Raw genomic sequence first — 17,408 nt, 5'->3', positions numbered from 1 at the left:
AACGGTTTTGACTAATCGTTCCAATCATGATATTCCGGCAGATGAATCAACACTTTATCGTTGGATAGACTGGTTTTATTTTTATGTAGAATACTGGATCCATTGCCTTGTTTCCATTAAACATCAGACCAAACAAGATCGTTTGGGTGCCTGGCACCACCCGAATTTTGTAGAATGAATGGTGATTGACAAAGTAAACGCCATATATTATTTTTAAAGGGAACTAGCGTTCTTTGCGGATGCGTGGAAGCGTTGATAGTTGTCAACAGGATTGGTTTGAGATGAACGAAGTGTAATTTGGTTATGGTTAAAACTCAAATTGAGGAGACTTAGTATTTTCGGTTGTGGGTTTGGCCTGATACTTCGGTTAATCAGTTGATCTTGTAGCACTGGATTGCATTGCATCAAAATTGGCCGCATGCATAAGCCACATAAGATAATATAATTTTTGAAAAACTATTAATTGAAGTTTTTGGTATAATTATCCTTTTTAAAAAGGGCGATTGGTTTAGGTATAAAGGATTTTATCTTTGTCAAAAATACAATCGATATTATTTCGCTTGATTTAATTACCTTAAGTGATACGATTTAGGCAAGGAATTAGAAACAAAAAGGGGATCTAAAAATGGCTAATGAAATAACATACGAAGAAATTGCAAATTATTTCATTGCTCTTTCAAATGAAACGGGAAACCTTATTACAAACCTAAAATTACAGAAGCTTATGTATTACGTCCAATCATGGCACTTGGCAATTTATAAAGAGCCTTGGTTTGACGGGCAATTCCAAGCTTGGGTCCATGGGCCTGTTCTGCCTGAGTTATATAAAGAGTACAGAGACTTTAAATGGCATCCAATCGTGCGCGATGATCTGGATTTTAATTATATCAAAAATTTTGAAGCGAAAATTGGTGAAGACAAGACTGAATTTTTAAAGGAAATATGCGATGAGTATTTTGGTATGGAAGCTTATGAACTGGAAAGATTAACACATTCCGAGTCACCTTGGCAATTGGCCAGGCGCGGTATACCTGAAGATGAACCATCCCAAAATTACATTTTAAATGAATGGATGCAAGAGTTTTATTCACAATTCACGGAGAAGAGTAATGGCTAAAAAGGGATAACGAGGAATACTACGCCCCAAAGACAAAGTTCTTCTGGCATCGGTAAAAATAAGGAACAGGTTGATACAAATGGCGCACTGATTAAATTCTCTTTAAGTACTTCGATACAAACCATGAGAGGTATTTTTTTCATGAGAAAGAGCGTGGTTATTTTCTTCATTTAATTGATAGATTAAAAGATTTATCGTATAAAAGCGCGTCAGATCTTCGAAAAATGAGCAGACAAAGAAAAGGACTAAGGTTTCATGATATCGATTGGAATGATACTTGTGAAGATTGTTTTGGAATACCGAACGAAGAAGAATTAGTTGATAAGCCTTGGCAATTTGCGATATCTGCAAATGAGTACGGCAGAGTACATGGCTTTTTTATCGGTAATGTTTTCTATATTGTTTGGTTTGATCCTGAACATAAACTATATAATAAGAAAAAGTAGGCTTTCACAATTTCAATTTTGTGAGGCCTTTTTTAGGAGTTTTAGTTGGGATGTCTGTCACCGCCCGAAATTTGTCGAACGAAAAGATGTTGACAAGGTGAGCGTTCCCTTTTTTTAAAAAGGGAATAAACGTTCCTATAAGGAGGATTGGGTAATGGCATTGTGAGGATGCCGGATACTTCAGTTAAGGAATTGAAGGACAGAGTTTTGAGTGCGTTGGGTTTTTATTGGATATGACTTGCCGGAAAAGCGAATCATTGTAAACCTTTCGCCGGCGGAGCAGAGAAAAAAACAGTCTATTTTATGATTTGACAATGGCGCATAGCATCATGAAAGAGTTGGATTTCTTCCCACACGAGATTCCCGGAACGGCGGATTTTCTTGGCGTGGTGTCTTTAAATGGTGCTGTATTTGCCGTTTGCTGCTAATCATCCTTTTTACCACTTGGATGGGATCGAGCTGTGGTTTGTGCACGGTTGATGCAAAATATTGAATTTGAACTTGTATGATAGTTGGGTTCTGCCACTATCCGAATCTTTTTCTTATGCCTTTAAATCGTGGTACAATAAGATCAATCAAGTACTATAACTTATTGGAGGGAGGGATAATGCATATGGAGCAAGATTTGATTAAGGCGTTGCGGACAGTTGTAAAAGAAGAAATTGAGCCTGTTTTAAACCGCTTGGATCGGATAGAATTGAAGTTTGACAATCTTACTTCTGAAGTGAGAAGCGGAATGCGTCACTTAGAAGATACAATTAGAGACCACCGTGTTGTCATTGACGTACTCCAACGATACTCTGATGACAAATAATTCCGGGTGCCTGTCACTACCCGAAATTTGTCGAATTTTGTAGAATAAGAGAGTCATCACTTTGAAGAGAACGATTGATTCTCTTATTTTTATTGCTTTGCTCTTTCAAATCTATACTGGCCACCTCGCAGAAGAAGCAAAGTAAAGATTTATCTGTTGCACATTATTGAATCACTTTTAAACCAGTAGAGGATAGATTGGCTCTTTGGGCATTTTTTGGTTTAGATTTTTTATTAAATTTCTTTCAAGAAGAATCTGTCTCATAAGGTTTTTTCACGTTTACTTTGTCCGCCGTTACCTTATCGCTAAAACAACCTTCATTTAATATTCAAAAATCTCGCAAAATTCCATTGACAAATTGAGCGCTATCTATTATCTTTATAGATAGAAACGGAACAAATGTTCTAATGAGGAGGTTGGGAGATTTGGCAACGATTGTGAATAGTATTGGTTTGAAAGGGATAGAAGGCTATTTGGTTCAGGTTGAGATTCAGATGGTGGATGGGATTCAGGCAATATCCATTATCGGGCTACCTGATGCATCCGTGAAAGAGTCTAAAGATCGGGTGCTGGGAACTTTGGGAACCTATCAATGTGTTTTGCCAGAGAAGAGGGTTATCGTAAATCTTTCACCGGCAGAGCAGAGAAAAAACAGTCCGATTTTTGATCTGGCGATGGCCATCGGGATGATGAAGGAAATGGATTATTTCTCTCATGATATTCCGGAGACGGCTGCATTTCTGGGGGTGCTTTCATTAAATGGTTCTGTTAAGCCTGTTGATGGCATGCTTCCCGCGATCCTAGCGGCAAGGAATGAAGGGATAAAGGTATTATATTTGCCTATTGATACTGATCTTCCTTTTCGTCAATTGGAAGGGATAGAACTGCGGTTTGTCAAAAATGTAGAAGAAGTCATCCAATCTTTTTCAGGACAAGCAGAACTTTTTTCCTCTGAACGTATATTGCCTCCGATTGTTTCTAGTGAACAGCCTTATTTGTTTGATAAAGATTTCAAACATATTATTGGACACCAATATGCAAAGGGTATGCTCGAAATTGCCGCTCCCGGAGGGCATAATGTATTGATGTATGGACCGCCTGGTTGCGGGAAGAGCTTTTTAGCCGAAACGTTTCCGTCTATTTTACCCCCGCTAACAGAAAAAGCACGTTATGAAGTCATGAGCCTCTATCAGCTTGCAAAGGTGAAAAATGCCTCGTATATCAAACCACCTTTTAGATCTCCGCATCATTCATCATCCGCTGTTTCCCTCATTGGTGGAGGGACAAATCCGATACCGGGTGAAATTTCACTTGCAAATCATGGGGTTCTTTTCTTAGATGAATTTGCGGAGTTCCCAAAACGAACGCTGGATATGCTCAGACAGCCGCTTGAAACAGGGAAAGTAACCATCAGCAGAGCGGCGTCAACTGTAACCTATCCTGCCCAATTTATTCTTATTGCCGCTATGAATCCGTGTCCTTGTGGGCATTTAGGATCAAAACATGCTTATTGCACCTGTACGTCGAAGCAAATTACCACTTACCAGAATCGCGTATCCGGGCCGATACTCGACCGGTTTGATTTAATGTTGCATTTGCAATCCATCTCACTGACGACAGAACCGCAACGAACAAATGAAAGCTCGGAGGAAATAAGAAAACGGGTGATGGAAGCACGCGAAAGGCAATATGACAGATATGGGGAGAAAAGCGTGAATGGCACCGTATCAACGGAATTATTTTTAGAAAAAAATAAGCTAAGCCAAAATCAGCGGGTGATGGTGCAGCAATGGTCGAGTAAGGAAAATTATAGTAATCGTGTGCAGATCAAACTCATGCGTTTAGCGCGTACAATTTCAGATCTGCAAGGCGAAAAAGAACTAACAAACGAATCGTTATGGAAAGCTGTCACCATGAGAAGAAAAAACCAACTCAAGTCTCAAAAAGAAGGTGTGAAGTAATAGATGGGGAGAAAGAAACGATATTGGGATCCAAACAGCTTTTATCATATTGTTTGCCGGGGAAACAGAAGAGACTCATTGTTTTGCGACCGTGGTGATTACTTGACATTTCTATATATTTTAAAGCAGGTATTTGATAAAGCCCCTTATGAATTAGCCTCATACTGCCTCATGACCAATCACTATCACTTGCAACTCCGCTCCACAGAACAGCCCATTTCGAAAATCATGTCCCTCATCAATAAACGATATGCTGATTACTATAATAATAAATACCATTTGACCGGCCATGTCTTTGAGAGACGGTATTACGATCACAAAATCCATTCTCCTGAAGGTATGATTGAAGTAAGCTGCTATATTCATTTAAACCCGGTAAAAGCAAATATGACCATAACACCGGAAGATTATCCCTGGAGCAGCTATGCTGACTATATGAACAATACCAGGCCCTATAATCTTAAACCCGATCATATTTTAGATCTGTTACCTGGTAATTTTGATAAAAAAAGAGCGCAGTACAATGAGATAGTGATTCGTAAGATGGAAGAAAGTTTGATACAAAATTAGTTAGGGGTGTGTCACTAGATTTAGGGTGGCTGTCCACTGCAATCCCGAAAGTAGGCACTATAAACTCGGATAAAGCCAAAGAGGTCTGACATCGGTGCATTTGTTTCATTCAATCGGTCGGGATAATTATAAAGATGAGGGAATTTCTTCAAATTTGCATCAATAGATTAAGGATTGCCCCACGCCAGATAAATTCAAAAGTTCCCATTTTAATCCTAAACGGCAATCATTTTTACATTGCAAATTGGAAGAGGTTACCGATAAAATAAAGATATTAAAAAATAGTAAAGGAGTCATAAAATATGCCGAAAGTATTGGTAGTAAAAGCACATCCGTTTTCAGAAGAATACTCACGTACAATGAAAGTAACGAATGTTTTCTTGAAGTCTTACCGGGAAAATCATCCAGATGATGAAATAGAGGAAATGAATTTGTATGATATGACCATACCTGAAATTGACCGAGACCTATTGGAAGCGTGGAATAAATTAAAACAAAAGATTCCCTTTTACTCATTATCAAATGAACAACAACACAAAGTGACTCTGTTTGATTCCTTTACTGCAAGTTTTATGGAAAAGGATAAAGTGGTCATTGCAAATCCGTTGTGGAATTTAAGCGTACCCACCCGCTTAAAAGCCTGGATTGATACCATTACAGTGGCAGGGAAAACTTTTAAATACACAGACCAGGGATCTGTAGGTTTGTTGGAAGGAAAAAAGGCACTACACATTCAATCAAGCGGAAGCGTTTACAATGGAAGTGATCCTGCTAGTCAATATGTTAAAATGTTATTCACTTTCTTAGGGTTTAAGGATTACCATCAATTATTTGTTGAAGGAATGGACCACTATCCTGAAAGAGCTACAGAAATTATGGAGGAAGCTATCAAAAAGGCAGTTGAAATGGGGAAAACATTTTGACAAGTAAAAATGGGGACTATACAGTAATCGAAAAAGTTTAAGAGAAAAGCTTCGGGTAAACAAATTCCTATTACAGCTGAAATAGAGGCGTTGAGGAAGAAAATGAAATACTATGAATGGGAAATCAGGCCGTGGTGGTTTCTTGTCTGAAACCATCATGGCTGTTTGTTTAGTTTCTGCCCCTCAAAGAACAGTCTGTCCGAAAATTTGACGAGTGGAATTCCTTATATATCCTGGAAGACCCACGATGTAAACCGTACAACTAGTGACCCAACCAAAAAATTCAATTAATTGCATCAGGTTATAATATATTGGACATATTCAATTTTAGGTTTTAGGTTAGAGCCGGTTTGATGAAATAAAGAAATATACAAAATAAAAAGGCTGTCAGGCAGTTGTTTGCCCCACATCCTTTTTACTTTGTATATTACGAGTTTTAAAAAGTAAAGCAGTTAAATCAATGTTTTTATCTGGTGCTGATAATTCCGCCAGCCCCTGAATGAAGTAATGTCTTCTGCGCTTTTCGCTGCGTAGGCTTCGCAGAGAAAGCCAGGTACCTCACTGCCGTCCGCCAATTCCACTTTACCGATGCCGAGCGGGGCGGGAATCGATCCCGTAAACGTACCAAAAGCATCAGCAGGCATTTCCCACAGTTCTACTTCAATTGCGGCGCCTTCATCCGGATTTTTAACGAGACCGGGTTTTGGGGTTTCGAAAGGGAGTTTAAACAACTGGTAGACGGGCGCCGTAAAAGCCTTCTTCACAAACCGGCCCCCCATTGAAACCAGTTCTTTTTCCAACGGGAATCCCCGCATGTGTAAACCACAAACCGCAATAGGCGTTTGATTTGTGGCCGCAACAAATGTACTGGCTGCTCCAAAAAGGAGATGATCATTTTCGGATTTTGCAAAAATCGTAATCCCAAAAGGCAGGTGTGTGTCCGCCTTACCGGCCGGTACTGCAATTGCGCACATATCGAGCAAATTGCAGTGGTTCGTGTAAAGGCCCATTTTGCTGTTGGTTTGGACCGGATTGGTTCTGACCTCTTCCCTTGTCCATGTGCCACCGGTTGTCGGCATCACAAGCACGGCATCTCCCAATAGCTGCTGCACTGACTTTTTAATCGTCTGGAGCTTGTGAATAGCTCGGAAAACAGAGGCTGCCGTATATTTGGGGTCAGCCCCGGATTTTAATATTTTTTCTGTTACTGAAAAAGCCGCACCGGGATGACTTTCTATGAATCCACCAAGATCGCTCCAGCGTTCCGCTACGAAAGGTCCGTCATATAAAATGGCGGAAGCCTCGGAGAACTGTCGGATATCGATAGATTCTACCGGGATTTGCAAATCTTTAAGTCGTTCAGCGGTTTTTTTCCATTCCGCTTCATATTGCATCGCGAACGGTCCGAAAAACTCCAGAGAATCCGGGATCAAGATTTTAAGCGGCTTGGCCGGAGTACGGAGAGGTATGTCTTCAGACCATGGATCAAGCGGGTCTTCTCCACGAATAATATGATCTACATGCAAAGCATCTTCCACGGTATGGGTGAAAAGCGTCACACAGTCGAGGCTTGCACATGCTGGCACAACGCCTTTTTTCGGCCAAGCGCCAAGGCTAGATTTGAATCCCACTAACCCGTTCAACGCAGCCGGAACGCGGCCGGAGCCGGCAGTGTCAGTACCAAGTGAAAAAGCAGCATGGCCGCGGGCAACGGCAACAGCCGACCCGGAGCTGGAACCGCCGGAAATCAGTTCCTCCCGTAACGCATTTTTCGTTTCGCCATATGGACTTCTTGTACCGACAAGTCCTGTCGCAAATTGATCCAAATTGGTTTTGCCCAGTGGGATAGCACCGGCTTCGATTAACCGTTTTACGACTGTGGCATGTTCTTCCGGGACATACGTATAATCCGGACATCCAGCAGTTGTTGGCATTCCGGCCACATCTATATTATCTTTAATGGCGAAGGGAATGCCCCACAAGGGAGCGTCCTCCGGATCTAAAGACGCGAGCCGGTCTAGATACGGTCGGATGTGTTCCATGGTTGGCGGGGTAATCCAAATATTCATGCCGCGATCTGCTTCTACACAGTTCAAAATTTCTTTTATGACTGCCTCGGGGGTAGTTTTTTCTTCACGGTATTGTAATCTTAACTTTTCAACGGTTAAAGGAATCATTGAACAGGCACCTCCGCTTCTTTTTTTTCCAAAATGCTGACAATTACCTGTCCTGCATATACTTCATCGCCAGGTTCTACTTTAATGGAAACAATTGTTCCTGCACATGGGGCGACCTGTGGGAACTCCATTTTCATACTTTCTTCTATTAATAAAGTTTCTCCCTTAACGATCTTTTGACCGGATTTTACAAGCACCTGCCAAATGCTGCCCGGCATAGTGCAACGGACCGGGATCACCCCTTCAGGAAAAACTTCTTCCGCCAGCTGTCCTGTGTCATGATGTTCTGAGATAAACGCATCTAATCCACGTTCTTTCCACATTTCCATTTCTTTTTTAAAGGCAGCTTGCTGTTTTTGCTGGAAATGTTGGATACTATCCTGATGCTTTGATAAAAACGCCATATACTTCCCAAGATGGAAAGTTGTTTCCTCGATCTTCGGATGGAACCGGCCCCTGAGAAAGTCCTCCCTTAATTGAAGTAGTTCGTCTGCTTCAACAGGGTAAAACCGGATTTGGTCAAAAAAATCAAGTAGCCATGGTTTGCCCGGTTTAAAACTGTCCGTTGTACGCAATTTGTTCCACATCTGCACAGTTCGCCCGACAAATTGGTATCCGCCGGGGCCTTCCATGCCGTAGACACACATATAGGCACCGCCGATCCCGACTGCATTTTCCGGTGTCCATGTCCGTGCCGGGTTATATTTTGTAGTGACCAGGCGGTGGCGCGGATCTGTCGGTGTGGCAACCGGTGCCCCTAAATAAACATCGCCTAGGCCTAGGACGAGGTAATTTGCCCCGAAAACAATCTCTTTTACTTCTTCGATGCGTTGCAAACCATTGATACGGCGGATAAATTCTAAATTGGACGGGCACCACGGCGCATCGGGACGAACATTTTTCTGGTAGCGTTCTGTTGCCAGCTGCGTGGCGGGATCATTCCAGGAAAGCGGCAGATTCACGATTCTTGACGGCACCTCAATCGAGGCAATATCCGGGAGATTCTTATCGATTTCCACTATTCTTTGGGCTGCAGTTTTTACGTTCATTTTGTCCGGATTTATATGTACCTGAAGCGACCGAATACCCGGCGTCAGATCCAGTACCGGAATATCACCTGACTCTTTAATCGCCTGCATCAGCACATGAATTTGAAAACGCAGGGAGAGATCCAGTTCCATTTCCCCGTATTCAACAAGTAAGTTGCTGTCTCCGCAGCAGCGGATGATGAAGGAAAAATCACGGTTTTCGGTTTCCCGGACGAGTACCGGATAATCAGCGGAAAGGTTCGATGTTTTTTCCGGCAATGGAACAGCCTGCAATGTTTGATCCTGCTTTTTCCACAGTGCTTCTGCTTCTTCCAGTGTTAGTAATTGAAAATGAACAATGTCACCAGGGTGGAGCTGGCCAATTTTCCAGAGTTCGGCAGTTGCGGTTGTCACCGGGCAGACAAATCCACCAAGACTCGGCCCGTCAGGCCCAAGGAGAATCGGCATATCCCCGGTTAAATCCAGTGCTCCGACAGCATATGGTGTATCGTGAATATTGGAAGGATGCAGCCCTGCTTCACCACCGTCTTCCCGGGACCACTTTGGAGCTGGACCGATCAGGCGGACGCCTGTACGGGAGCTGTTGAAGTGGACTTCCCACGGGGTTTCCACAAGTTGTTCCAAGTATTCCTGTGCTAAAAATTCTTCCGTACAATGCGGACCCGGAATCACGCCGATTATCCATTCATTCGTCATTTCCGGCAGGCGGGCGCTGATCCAATGTTCTTTAAGACGATTATCGGTTTCCCGGATACCCAACACATCTCCAGGCCGGAGCGCTCTACCGCCGTGCCCGCCAAATCCGCCTAATGTAAAGGTGGAAGAGCTCCCAAGAACTTCCGGCATCTCCAGCCCGCCGGCAATGAGCAAATACGTCCGCATGCCTTTTTGTGCTTCGCCAAACTTGAGGACCCGGCCTTTTTCTGCAAGCACCGGTTCATACATTGGAACAGGAACGCCATCCAAAGTTGCCTGCATATCGGCTCCGGTTAAACAAAACCAAGTATCATGGCGGAAAACATATGAACCGCCGCGCAGTGTCATTTCAAATCCTGCCGCATTTTCTTCATTGCCAAGCAGGTGGTTTCCGATCCGGAAAGAGAGGGGATCCATCGGCCCGCACGGCGGCACACCGACATCCCAATATCCCTTCCGTCCCGGGTAATCCTGTACAGTTGTTTGCACTCCGCCATCCAGGACTTCAATGGCATGCTCTGCAGGATGAAAGGTATTTAACAGTCTTGTGTACACTTCGCCCCTTTGCCATTCCGATTTATTCATTAAAGCATGTAAATACGAAAGGTTGGTGGTAATGCCGTAACATTTGGATGCTTTTAATGCTGTTTTTAATTTTTTGATCGCTTCTTGCCGGTCTTTTCCGTGGACAATGATTTTGGCTAGCATCGGGTCATATAATGTCGTCACTGTTAGACCGTCCCGTAACCATGTTTCCACGCGGGCTTTTTCGGAAAAAACAGCTTTGTCAATCCGGCCGGCGCCCGGACGGAAATCATGGTAGCAATCCTCAGCGTAAATCCTTGCCTGGATACTGTGACCTTTAGGTTTACCGAATAATGTATCCAAATACTTCAGTTCATCTGCCGCTTCTTTGACCATCCACTCGACGAGGTCGATTCCGAGCACTTCTTCTGTTACACCATGTTCTACCTGCAGCCGTGTATTGACTTCAAGGAAAAAGAAAGATAGTGTATCCGGATCATACAAAAATTCAACGGTTCCAGCACTGCGGTAGTTGACGGTTGCAGCAAGTTTTTTAGCTGACACCAGCATCGCTGCCCTCACATGTTGCGGGAGATTCGGCGCTGGACTTTCTTCAATCACTTTTTGGTTGCGACGCTGCAGGGAACAGTCGCGTTCGCCAAGCGCTGTAACTTCACCGAAACGGTTACCAAAAATTTGTACCTCGACATGCCGTGCTTTAGCAATATATTTTTCCAAATACACGCCGTCATTTTTAAAGTTGGAAGATGCAAGATGACGGACGGCTTTAAAACTTTTCCGTAGTGCTGTCTCATCATCACAGATTCGCATGCCAATACCGCCTCCTCCGGCTGTACTTTTCAAAATGACCGGATAGCCGATTTGTGCAGCCTGTTCCACTGCATCCTCCAGCGTTGTAATCAAATCCGTGCCTGGCAAAAGCGGTACACCCGCCTTCCGGGCCATGTTTCTTGCCGTATGTTTTAAAGCGAATACTTCCATTTGTTCCGGTTCCGGACCGATAAAGGTAATGCCATTTTTACGGCAGGCACGGGCAAAATCCGAATTTTCGCTTAAGAAACCATAGCCTGGGTGGATGGCTTCCGCTCCTGTTTCGATAGCGGTTTTGATGATCAAGTCCGCATTCAAATAGCTTTCTGCAGCCGGGCCCTCTCCAATGAGGACCGCTTCATCTGCCTGGTCGACATGCAGGCTGTCCTGGTCGGCTTTTGTATAAACGGCAACAGATTGGATTCCCATTTTGCTTAACGTGCGTTCAATACGGGTGGCAATCGCACCGCGGTTTGCAATTAGTACTTTTTTAAACATGCAGAACCCTCCGTTTGTGTTTTGATTTTTTCAGGGTTATTTATCCCAGATCAGCAATTGGATAGGCGTAGGGTTAAAGGCATTGCACGGATTGTTGAGTTGTGGGCAGTTGCTGATCAAAACAACTGTTTTGCATAAGGCCTCCATTTCAACATAACGGCCAGGTGCCGACACACCATCTGCAAATTCCAAATTGCCGTCAGGGCTTACGGGGACATTCATAAAGAAATTAATATTCGGCGCTAAATCACGTTTTTCATACCGGGTGTCACCGTAATTTGCGAGCAGATTCATAAAGGTATCCCGGCAGTTGTGCATCGGCAGCACATCATGGGAATAACGGACGGTGTTGCTTTGTGCGGAACAGGCGCCGCCAAGTGTATCATGTCTGCCACAAGTGTCCGCAACAATTTTTAGAAGGGTTTTTCCGGATTCCGATAATAGGGCGGTTCCAGTTGTTAAGTAAATGTTTTGCTGGGCAGTAATGGTTGCCGTTGCGCTGTAATGGTCTTCCGGATTTTCCGCATCAAAGAATAAGGTATCAACGGCCTGGTTTCCCTCTAAATCTACGATTCTCAGCACCTGTCCCGGGAGTAGTTCATGCATCCAGCCCTCACCAGCCGGAATCACTTTGTTATAGATTGCTTTTTCTGCTTTTCTTGGACTTTCAATCTCTTGAAAAACTGCCATAATTTATTCCTCCTTCAATATAGATTGAGCTCGCTCATTGAGACATCAATTACATCTGATCGTTGCGCATCTCAAAATGGATAGATGGTTAGTTCGGCAAAGCCAGTAATTGGTATTCCCAAGTGTTTTCAAAGGCACGTAAATTCTCCGGGCAGTGTGTGACGCAAATGTCGTTATCCGTGACAGGAGCACCAGGTAAAACTTCCATCCGAACAGGAACAGAAGGGTAGTCTGTTTTAGGATCAAGCGGATGTGGGGTATTGGACAAGACCAGCAAAATATCCATATCAGTTCTTAATGTAACAGAGGCCCCTTTTTGGCAATGATCTTCGTGAAAATGCATCTGTCCGGATTTGTCACAGGTGACTTTTGAGAATAAATTAACATTCGGCACGAGATCCCTTTTTTGCAGGCCGCTTCGCACAAGTTCCATCGTAAAATTTTCCTCCCCGCAGCGGAGCCAGTCATTTCTAATATTCTGGTACCGAGTTACACCATATTTGGCATTTGTCTGGGCACGGGTTGTATAGCCGGAAATAGTATCATGCCAGCCGAGATCGTCTTCAATGATGCTAGCGAGGACACGGCCGTTATCGCTCATGAGAACATTCCCTTTTGTTAAATGGTTCGTATGCTGAGCTTTCAACGTATCCGGCATGTTATAGCGTTCAGCTATGTTGCGGGCATGATAGAGCAGCATTGACAAGTTTGCCCCGTCTTCCAAAGCGGTGAAACGTATCTGTTTTCCAGCACCGATGACCCCGGACCATTTTCCTCCAGGATTTAACGTAAAGTTCCAAATTTTATCCATAATGATTCCTCCATTCTTTTTTCTTTGGATAAATAAAAGGGAGATATCAATTCAAGACGAGGTCTTGCCGATATCTCCCAGGCTTTTATCCTTCCGTGTCACAGCATAATACGACTGTGTGTTTTCTCTCGGACCAGGCCGGAATTTCTTCCGCGGAACCCTAGAAAACAGTTTTGTTTAATTGTCAAAATGATTTCCATTTGATGTTACGAATTGTAACATGTAAGAAAGACGAAATCAACCCTGTTTTTTAAAAATTAAAATTAATTGTTCTAAAAACGCTAATTAATAAGGTTTAATATTCTTTATAAAAATTCATTGACTTTTTAAATTTTTCTTTTAAAATGAAAAGCATAAAATAAAATTACATTGTATGTAATAAAATATAACATTAGTTTTCTAGGGTTCCGCAGTACGCTGGTCAGGTCCAAGAGAAAACACACAGTTGGAAACTGTGCACACGGAGGGACAAAAGCCCGGGAGATCTTCTATTTCAGGATCTCCCTGGGCTTTTTAATTTTAAAAAAGCAGGAGGGCATTGTATTATGGAAAATCAACCAACATTAAAAAGATCATTAACCTTGTTTCAAGTTGTATTTCTCGGATTGGCATGGATGACACCCATGATATTTTTTACCAGTTTTGGTATCTCGTATGAATCTTCAAAAGGTATGCTCACTGTTGCATATTTGCTAGCTTTTCTGGCAATCTTTTTTACAGCGTCCAGTTATGGGAAAATGGCAAAGGCTTTCCCTGTCTCCGGATCGGCATTAACTTATATTACAAAAGTTACGAACCCTTTTATCGGTTTTTTAGTAGGCTGGGTTATTTTATTGGATTATTTGTTTTCCTGTATAATCGCTAACTTAATGTTTGGCATTAATTTACATGCGCAATTTCCGTCCGTACCGTCTTACATATGGATTATTCTCCTTGATATCCTATTAATGGTGATTAATATTATCGGAATCAAAACGTCCGCAAATATCAGCAAGTTGTTTGTATGTATCCAAATCGCCTTCATTGCCCTTTTCTGTATCCTTGTTTTCCATAATCTCTTACAAAACGATACATCGGTCCATTTAGCAGGCCCTTTTGTAATGGGGGATAGTATTACATTTTCAACCATTTTGGCCGGGGCATCAATTATCTGTTTTTCATTTTTAGGTTTTGATTCCATTACTGCGATGGCGGAAGAAACGATCAACCCAAAGAAAAACATTCCGAGAGCCATTATGATTATCATTTCGGTTGCGGGCATTCTTTATTTCTCCACATCTTATTTTCTGCAATTGGCCTATCCGGAATTGAAATTTAGCAATCCGGATACAGCGGGCTTTTATGTGGCAAATCTTGTCGGAGGTAAAATTTTGGGAGCCATTTTTACAACCGTGCTTGTATTTGCGGTATTTACGCAGGGTCTGTCTTCGGTTGCTACGGTAACCCGCCTGCTTTATGTAATGGGTCGTTCCACGCAGCTGCCAAAAAAGTCTTTCGGATATCTCCATCCAAAATTTCGTACGCCTGTCTATAATGTTGTTTTGGTCAGTGTGATATCTTTACTAGGTAGGGTTATTTATCAGCCTTGACACATGCATCAAGTTTGTTAACTTCGGCGCGTTAACAGCATTTATGTTTGTCAATCTTTCTGTTATTCTACATTATTTTATAAAAGAAAAACGGAGGACCTTGAAAGGGATCATAGCTTATTTGGTTTCACCGTTGATCGGGGCAGGATTCATTTTCTATCTGCTGACCCTGCTGGATAAAGATTCACTACTTATGGGATTAAGCTGGCTGGCGCTTGGGTTGATGTACAGCCTATACTTGGCGGCAAGAAAGAAAAAGCGGGCATTAGTAAAAGAACAGGAAAACGTAACGGTGACGGTGGAGTGATTTTGGGTATAGCCATCACTCGAAACAGGTGATACAACCACGTTTGGCACGGTCACGGCAGAAGCGAACCCTACAGTGGCAATAAAAAGAGGCAGCACAACCATCGGCAGGGGGAAAATTGACAAAAAAAGATAGCTTTAGAATTAAAATATCCAAACAAAAAGCTGTCACAACATTGACCGCCTATGCCACCGACAAAGCCGCTTCTGGAATACCAACAGCTGGCACGGTAACCTATAAATTGACGGCTGTTTTAGGAAAAACTGAGACATGCGCTACAGTAATGTATACAACGGCAGCTATTACGTAGGAAAAGCTACGGTGGACTCAAAAGGAACGTATCCGGTCCATATGAAGAAACAGAAAAGAGGATCATCGCTAAAGGTTTATGAGAAAGATAAAGCGGGTAATAAGAGCAGGTATCAGTATGTGAAGGTAAGTAAGAAAAAAGTGGTTCTAAGGGGCCGCTATTTTTATAAGCGTGTGAAAAACTCTAATTTAATTAAAAACAATCTTATCCTACAATTATTCATAGCTATAGCTGTGAATAATGCTGTAAATTGAAGCAGAAATCCTTCATTTTATTTATTGCAATTTAGATTAATTGGATTAAGATCATTGAATTCATACACGTATTTGATCAATTTACTTAAGTGTCAGGTTGTTCATTATCTTCTATTGCCTGATTTAGTCCATGGAAATCTGACAGTAGTGATTTGAAAAACAGATCTTTATGAATTTCTTGGTATAATTCGGTTGGAATATTCACATATTCTTTATTTAATAAATCATATAGTCGATTCCGATTGTCAAATAACAATGGGTATAAGAGAAGTTCTTTGATATTACTGGTAACAAGGGCACTGTCACTATAATAAGCAGCATGTAAGATGCGTGAATCTGCAACTGCGGGATATTCCATTTTTCGTTCGTCCACAGCTGTAGTGAACTCGGAACGAACATAGGCGGACATTTCTCTTATTTTGTGCTCAATGTTTATATTCGCTAAATCAGGTAAAACTTCTTGACACAGTTCTAACAAATCAGATATATGTTCATTTTCCTTAGGAGATAATGTGAATGATTGAATTTTCAGTTCGCGAATCACTTCTTGTGGAACACCTATAACGGCTTCTCCATCTTGAATTTCCTGGATGACTTGCTTCCAAAATAATTTAGCTGCCTTTTTATGCGATGGTTCAGCTTTTGAATTTGCTTTATATCTTAATACATTTGTATCTATTGTATATTGTTTCATTTCCCCGGATTTTCTCTCTGCCATACATTATTCCACATCTTCATCACCTAGATAATCAAGCATCTTATGAGCGAGATTAGTGGATTGAAGTTTAATCCGGGCTCTTTTCTTAAGATATTCTGCCCAATTTGGCTAAATGCAAAAGCCATCTATCCAGTGCACGCCTCATAACCAGCGGTCTTGTCATTTCGGCCACCCTTGATGAGGATGGGCGTTTGAATGATTAGAATAATTCTTTCCTGAATACAATATTGCAAGGCTGCCTTTTTAAACAATTTTTAATGGAAACATGTTACGATCAATGCATGAACGGTTTGAAGGGTGAAATGTGATGGACGGACAATTGCTGAAGATGATTGAGGAAGGGCTTGTGGAGAAAATCTTGCTTGAAAGTAAAAATCCGCATGATCCGGTGATCGTAAAGAATATTCCGGATGGGTGGAAATGTATCGAAACGGGAAATTACGCAGCCGTTTTTTCCCATGCAACCTGTCCCGGCCTGGCGGTAAAAGTCATCCGGGAAAACACGGAGGCTTTGAAAAAAGAAGCCAAAGTTTACAAGCAGCTCGGCGATCATCCGGCGTATTCGAAATGCTTTTACCATGGACCCAATTATCTGGTTTTGAAAAAGCTGAAAGGAATCACATTGTATGATGCGATTGCAAAAGGGATACGGATTCCAGCAAGTGTTATCGGCGACATCAATGAAGCGCTTCTTTTTGCAAGGAAAAGTGGCCTGAATCCCTATGATGTCCACGCAAAAAACGTCATGATGAAAGACGGGAGAGGTTATGTAGTCGATGTCTCTGATTTTTACAAAGAAGGAAAAGACGAAAAATGGGATGACTTTGTGAAAGCCTATCAAAAAATCTATTTAAAAACATTATATAAACACCCGGTAAAAATCCCGTATAAAGTGTTGAATTTTATCCGCCACGCGTATCGTTTTTATAAAAATTTGAAACACAAACGATCACAAAAGCGTAAACATGCATCAAATTTAAGTGCTTATCACCGCCAAAACTAACTCATCCTTTCGACCTCATTGCATTGAACCCATACGAATAACAGGCGGAAAATTTTCGATGGCTGGCAAAAAATGCAGGGTTATTTTTTTTGCATATCTTTGTCCAAACTTGATTATTT

16 protein-coding genes and 2 riboswitches are annotated in these 17,408 nt (G+C 42.1%); of the genes, 11 read left to right on the top strand and 5 right to left on the bottom strand.

Going from position 1 to position 17,408, the window contains the following annotated elements:
* Positions 1-625: 625 nt before the first annotated feature.
* From C232_RS0113305 to C232_RS0113280, 6 genes are all read left to right on the top strand, one after another.
* Positions 626-1,117 (top strand): Panacea domain-containing protein, encoded by a 492-nt coding sequence (locus C232_RS0113305; protein ID WP_018664661.1) that lies wholly within the window; start codon positions 626-628, stop codon positions 1,115-1,117.
* A 224-nt stretch (positions 1,118-1,341) separates the two neighbouring features.
* Complete coding sequence (locus C232_RS0113300; RefSeq protein WP_018664660.1) at positions 1,342-1,563, top strand: hypothetical protein; 222 nt, start codon at positions 1,342-1,344, stop codon at positions 1,561-1,563.
* A gap of 613 nt (positions 1,564-2,176) precedes the next feature.
* On the top strand, positions 2,177-2,377 hold the full coding sequence (locus C232_RS0113295) for a hypothetical protein (protein ID WP_153016238.1): 201 nt from the start codon (positions 2,177-2,179) through the stop codon (positions 2,375-2,377).
* Between the two features lie 425 nt (positions 2,378-2,802).
* Entirely contained in the window at positions 2,803-4,338 is a 1,536-nt protein-coding gene (locus C232_RS0113290) for a YifB family Mg chelatase-like AAA ATPase (RefSeq protein WP_018664658.1), read from the top strand.
* Positions 4,339-4,341: 3 nt separating this feature from the next.
* A complete protein-coding gene (locus C232_RS0113285; protein ID WP_026314606.1) occupies positions 4,342-4,908 on the top strand; it encodes a transposase in 567 nt (188 codons plus the stop codon).
* 302 nt (positions 4,909-5,210) lie between these two features.
* Entirely contained in the window at positions 5,211-5,831 is a 621-nt protein-coding gene (locus C232_RS0113280) for an FMN-dependent NADH-azoreductase (protein ID WP_018664656.1), read from the top strand.
* A 452-nt stretch (positions 5,832-6,283) separates the two neighbouring features.
* On the opposite strand, the gene C232_RS0113275 is transcribed toward C232_RS0113280, so the two are convergent.
* From C232_RS0113275 to C232_RS0113260, 4 genes are all read right to left on the bottom strand, one after another.
* Positions 6,284-8,008, bottom strand: coding sequence for an allophanate hydrolase (locus tag C232_RS0113275; RefSeq protein WP_018664655.1), 1,725 nt, complete (start codon positions 8,006-8,008; stop codon positions 6,284-6,286).
* A complete protein-coding gene (gene uca, locus C232_RS0113270; protein WP_018664654.1) occupies positions 8,005-11,607 on the bottom strand; it encodes an urea carboxylase in 3,603 nt (1,200 codons plus the stop codon). Before uca ends, C232_RS0113275 begins: the two co-directional genes overlap by 4 nt.
* Before the next feature lie 36 nt (positions 11,608-11,643).
* Positions 11,644-12,297: an urea amidolyase associated protein UAAP2 gene (locus tag C232_RS0113265; protein ID WP_014096226.1), complete on the bottom strand. Its 654-nt coding sequence runs from the start codon at positions 12,295-12,297 to the stop codon at positions 11,644-11,646.
* A gap of 88 nt (positions 12,298-12,385) precedes the next feature.
* Positions 12,386-13,108 carry an urea amidolyase associated protein UAAP1 gene (locus tag C232_RS0113260; protein ID WP_018664653.1) on the bottom strand — a complete coding sequence of 241 codons (723 nt, stop codon included), beginning with the start codon at positions 13,106-13,108 and terminating at the stop codon, positions 12,386-12,388.
* 72 nt (positions 13,109-13,180) lie between these two features.
* Positions 13,181-13,283, bottom strand: a riboswitch (guanidine-I (ykkC/yxkD leader).
* Between the two features lie 213 nt (positions 13,284-13,496).
* A riboswitch (guanidine-I (ykkC/yxkD leader) is annotated at positions 13,497-13,593 on the top strand.
* Positions 13,594-13,653: 60 nt separating this feature from the next.
* Here C232_RS0113260 and C232_RS18695 point away from each other — a divergent pair.
* From C232_RS18695 to C232_RS20270, 4 genes are all read left to right on the top strand, one after another.
* Positions 13,654-14,697, top strand: coding sequence for an APC family permease (locus C232_RS18695; protein WP_306301578.1), 1,044 nt, complete (start codon positions 13,654-13,656; stop codon positions 14,695-14,697).
* A gap of 100 nt (positions 14,698-14,797) precedes the next feature.
* Complete coding sequence (locus C232_RS20485; RefSeq protein ID WP_306301577.1) at positions 14,798-15,004, top strand: hypothetical protein; 207 nt, start codon at positions 14,798-14,800, stop codon at positions 15,002-15,004.
* 118 nt (positions 15,005-15,122) lie between these two features.
* Positions 15,123-15,314 (top strand): hypothetical protein, encoded by a 192-nt coding sequence (locus C232_RS20275; protein ID WP_018664652.1) that lies wholly within the window; start codon positions 15,123-15,125, stop codon positions 15,312-15,314.
* On the top strand, positions 15,275-15,568 hold the full coding sequence (locus tag C232_RS20270) for an Ig-like domain-containing protein (protein ID WP_306301576.1): 294 nt from the start codon (positions 15,275-15,277) through the stop codon (positions 15,566-15,568). The genes C232_RS20275 and C232_RS20270 overlap by 40 nt, the downstream gene beginning before the upstream one ends.
* An 85-nt stretch (positions 15,569-15,653) precedes the next feature.
* Here C232_RS20270 and C232_RS0113240 read toward each other — a convergent pair whose 3' ends face one another.
* Positions 15,654-16,286: a DUF4411 family protein gene (locus C232_RS0113240; protein ID WP_018664650.1), complete on the bottom strand. Its 633-nt coding sequence runs from the start codon at positions 16,284-16,286 to the stop codon at positions 15,654-15,656.
* A 307-nt stretch (positions 16,287-16,593) separates the two neighbouring features.
* On the opposite strand from C232_RS0113240, the gene C232_RS0113235 reads away from it, so the two are divergent.
* Positions 16,594-17,289, top strand: a complete 696-nt coding sequence (locus C232_RS0113235; RefSeq protein ID WP_018664649.1) for a hypothetical protein — start codon at positions 16,594-16,596, stop codon at positions 17,287-17,289.
* Positions 17,290-17,408 lie beyond the last annotated feature (119 nt).

Source organism: Heyndrickxia acidiproducens DSM 23148 (genome assembly GCF_000374345.1).
Lineage (GTDB): Bacteria > Bacillota > Bacilli > Bacillales > Bacillaceae_C > Weizmannia > Weizmannia acidiproducens.
The sequence above is the reverse complement of the archived record's forward strand: the minus strand, read 5'-3'. Positions and strand labels throughout refer to the sequence as shown.

Coding starts and splice junctions, on each gene's coding strand:
- C232_RS0113305 (WP_018664661.1), top strand. CDS start 626: ATGGCTAATGAAATAACATACGAAGAAATTGCAAATTATTTCATTGCT.
- C232_RS0113300 (WP_018664660.1), top strand. CDS start 1,342: ATGAGCAGACAAAGAAAAGGACTAAGGTTTCATGATATCGATTGGAAT.
- C232_RS0113295 (WP_153016238.1), top strand. CDS start 2,177: ATGGAGCAAGATTTGATTAAGGCGTTGCGGACAGTTGTAAAAGAAGAA.
- C232_RS0113285 (WP_026314606.1), top strand. CDS start 4,342: ATGGGGAGAAAGAAACGATATTGGGATCCAAACAGCTTTTATCATATT.
- C232_RS0113280 (WP_018664656.1), top strand. CDS start 5,211: ATGCCGAAAGTATTGGTAGTAAAAGCACATCCGTTTTCAGAAGAATAC.
- C232_RS0113275 (WP_018664655.1), bottom strand. CDS start 8,008: ATGATTCCTTTAACCGTTGAAAAGTTAAGATTACAATACCGTGAAGAA.
- uca (WP_018664654.1), bottom strand. CDS start 11,607: ATGTTTAAAAAAGTACTAATTGCAAACCGCGGTGCGATTGCCACCCGT.
- C232_RS0113265 (WP_014096226.1), bottom strand. CDS start 12,297: ATGGCAGTTTTTCAAGAGATTGAAAGTCCAAGAAAAGCAGAAAAAGCA.
- C232_RS0113260 (WP_018664653.1), bottom strand. CDS start 13,108: ATGGATAAAATTTGGAACTTTACGTTAAATCCTGGAGGAAAATGGTCC.
- C232_RS18695 (WP_306301578.1), top strand. CDS start 13,654: ATGGAAAATCAACCAACATTAAAAAGATCATTAACCTTGTTTCAAGTT.
- C232_RS20270 (WP_306301576.1), top strand. CDS start 15,275: ATGCGCTACAGTAATGTATACAACGGCAGCTATTACGTAGGAAAAGCT.
- C232_RS0113240 (WP_018664650.1), bottom strand. CDS start 16,286: ATGGCAGAGAGAAAATCCGGGGAAATGAAACAATATACAATAGATACA.
- C232_RS0113235 (WP_018664649.1), top strand. CDS start 16,594: ATGGACGGACAATTGCTGAAGATGATTGAGGAAGGGCTTGTGGAGAAA.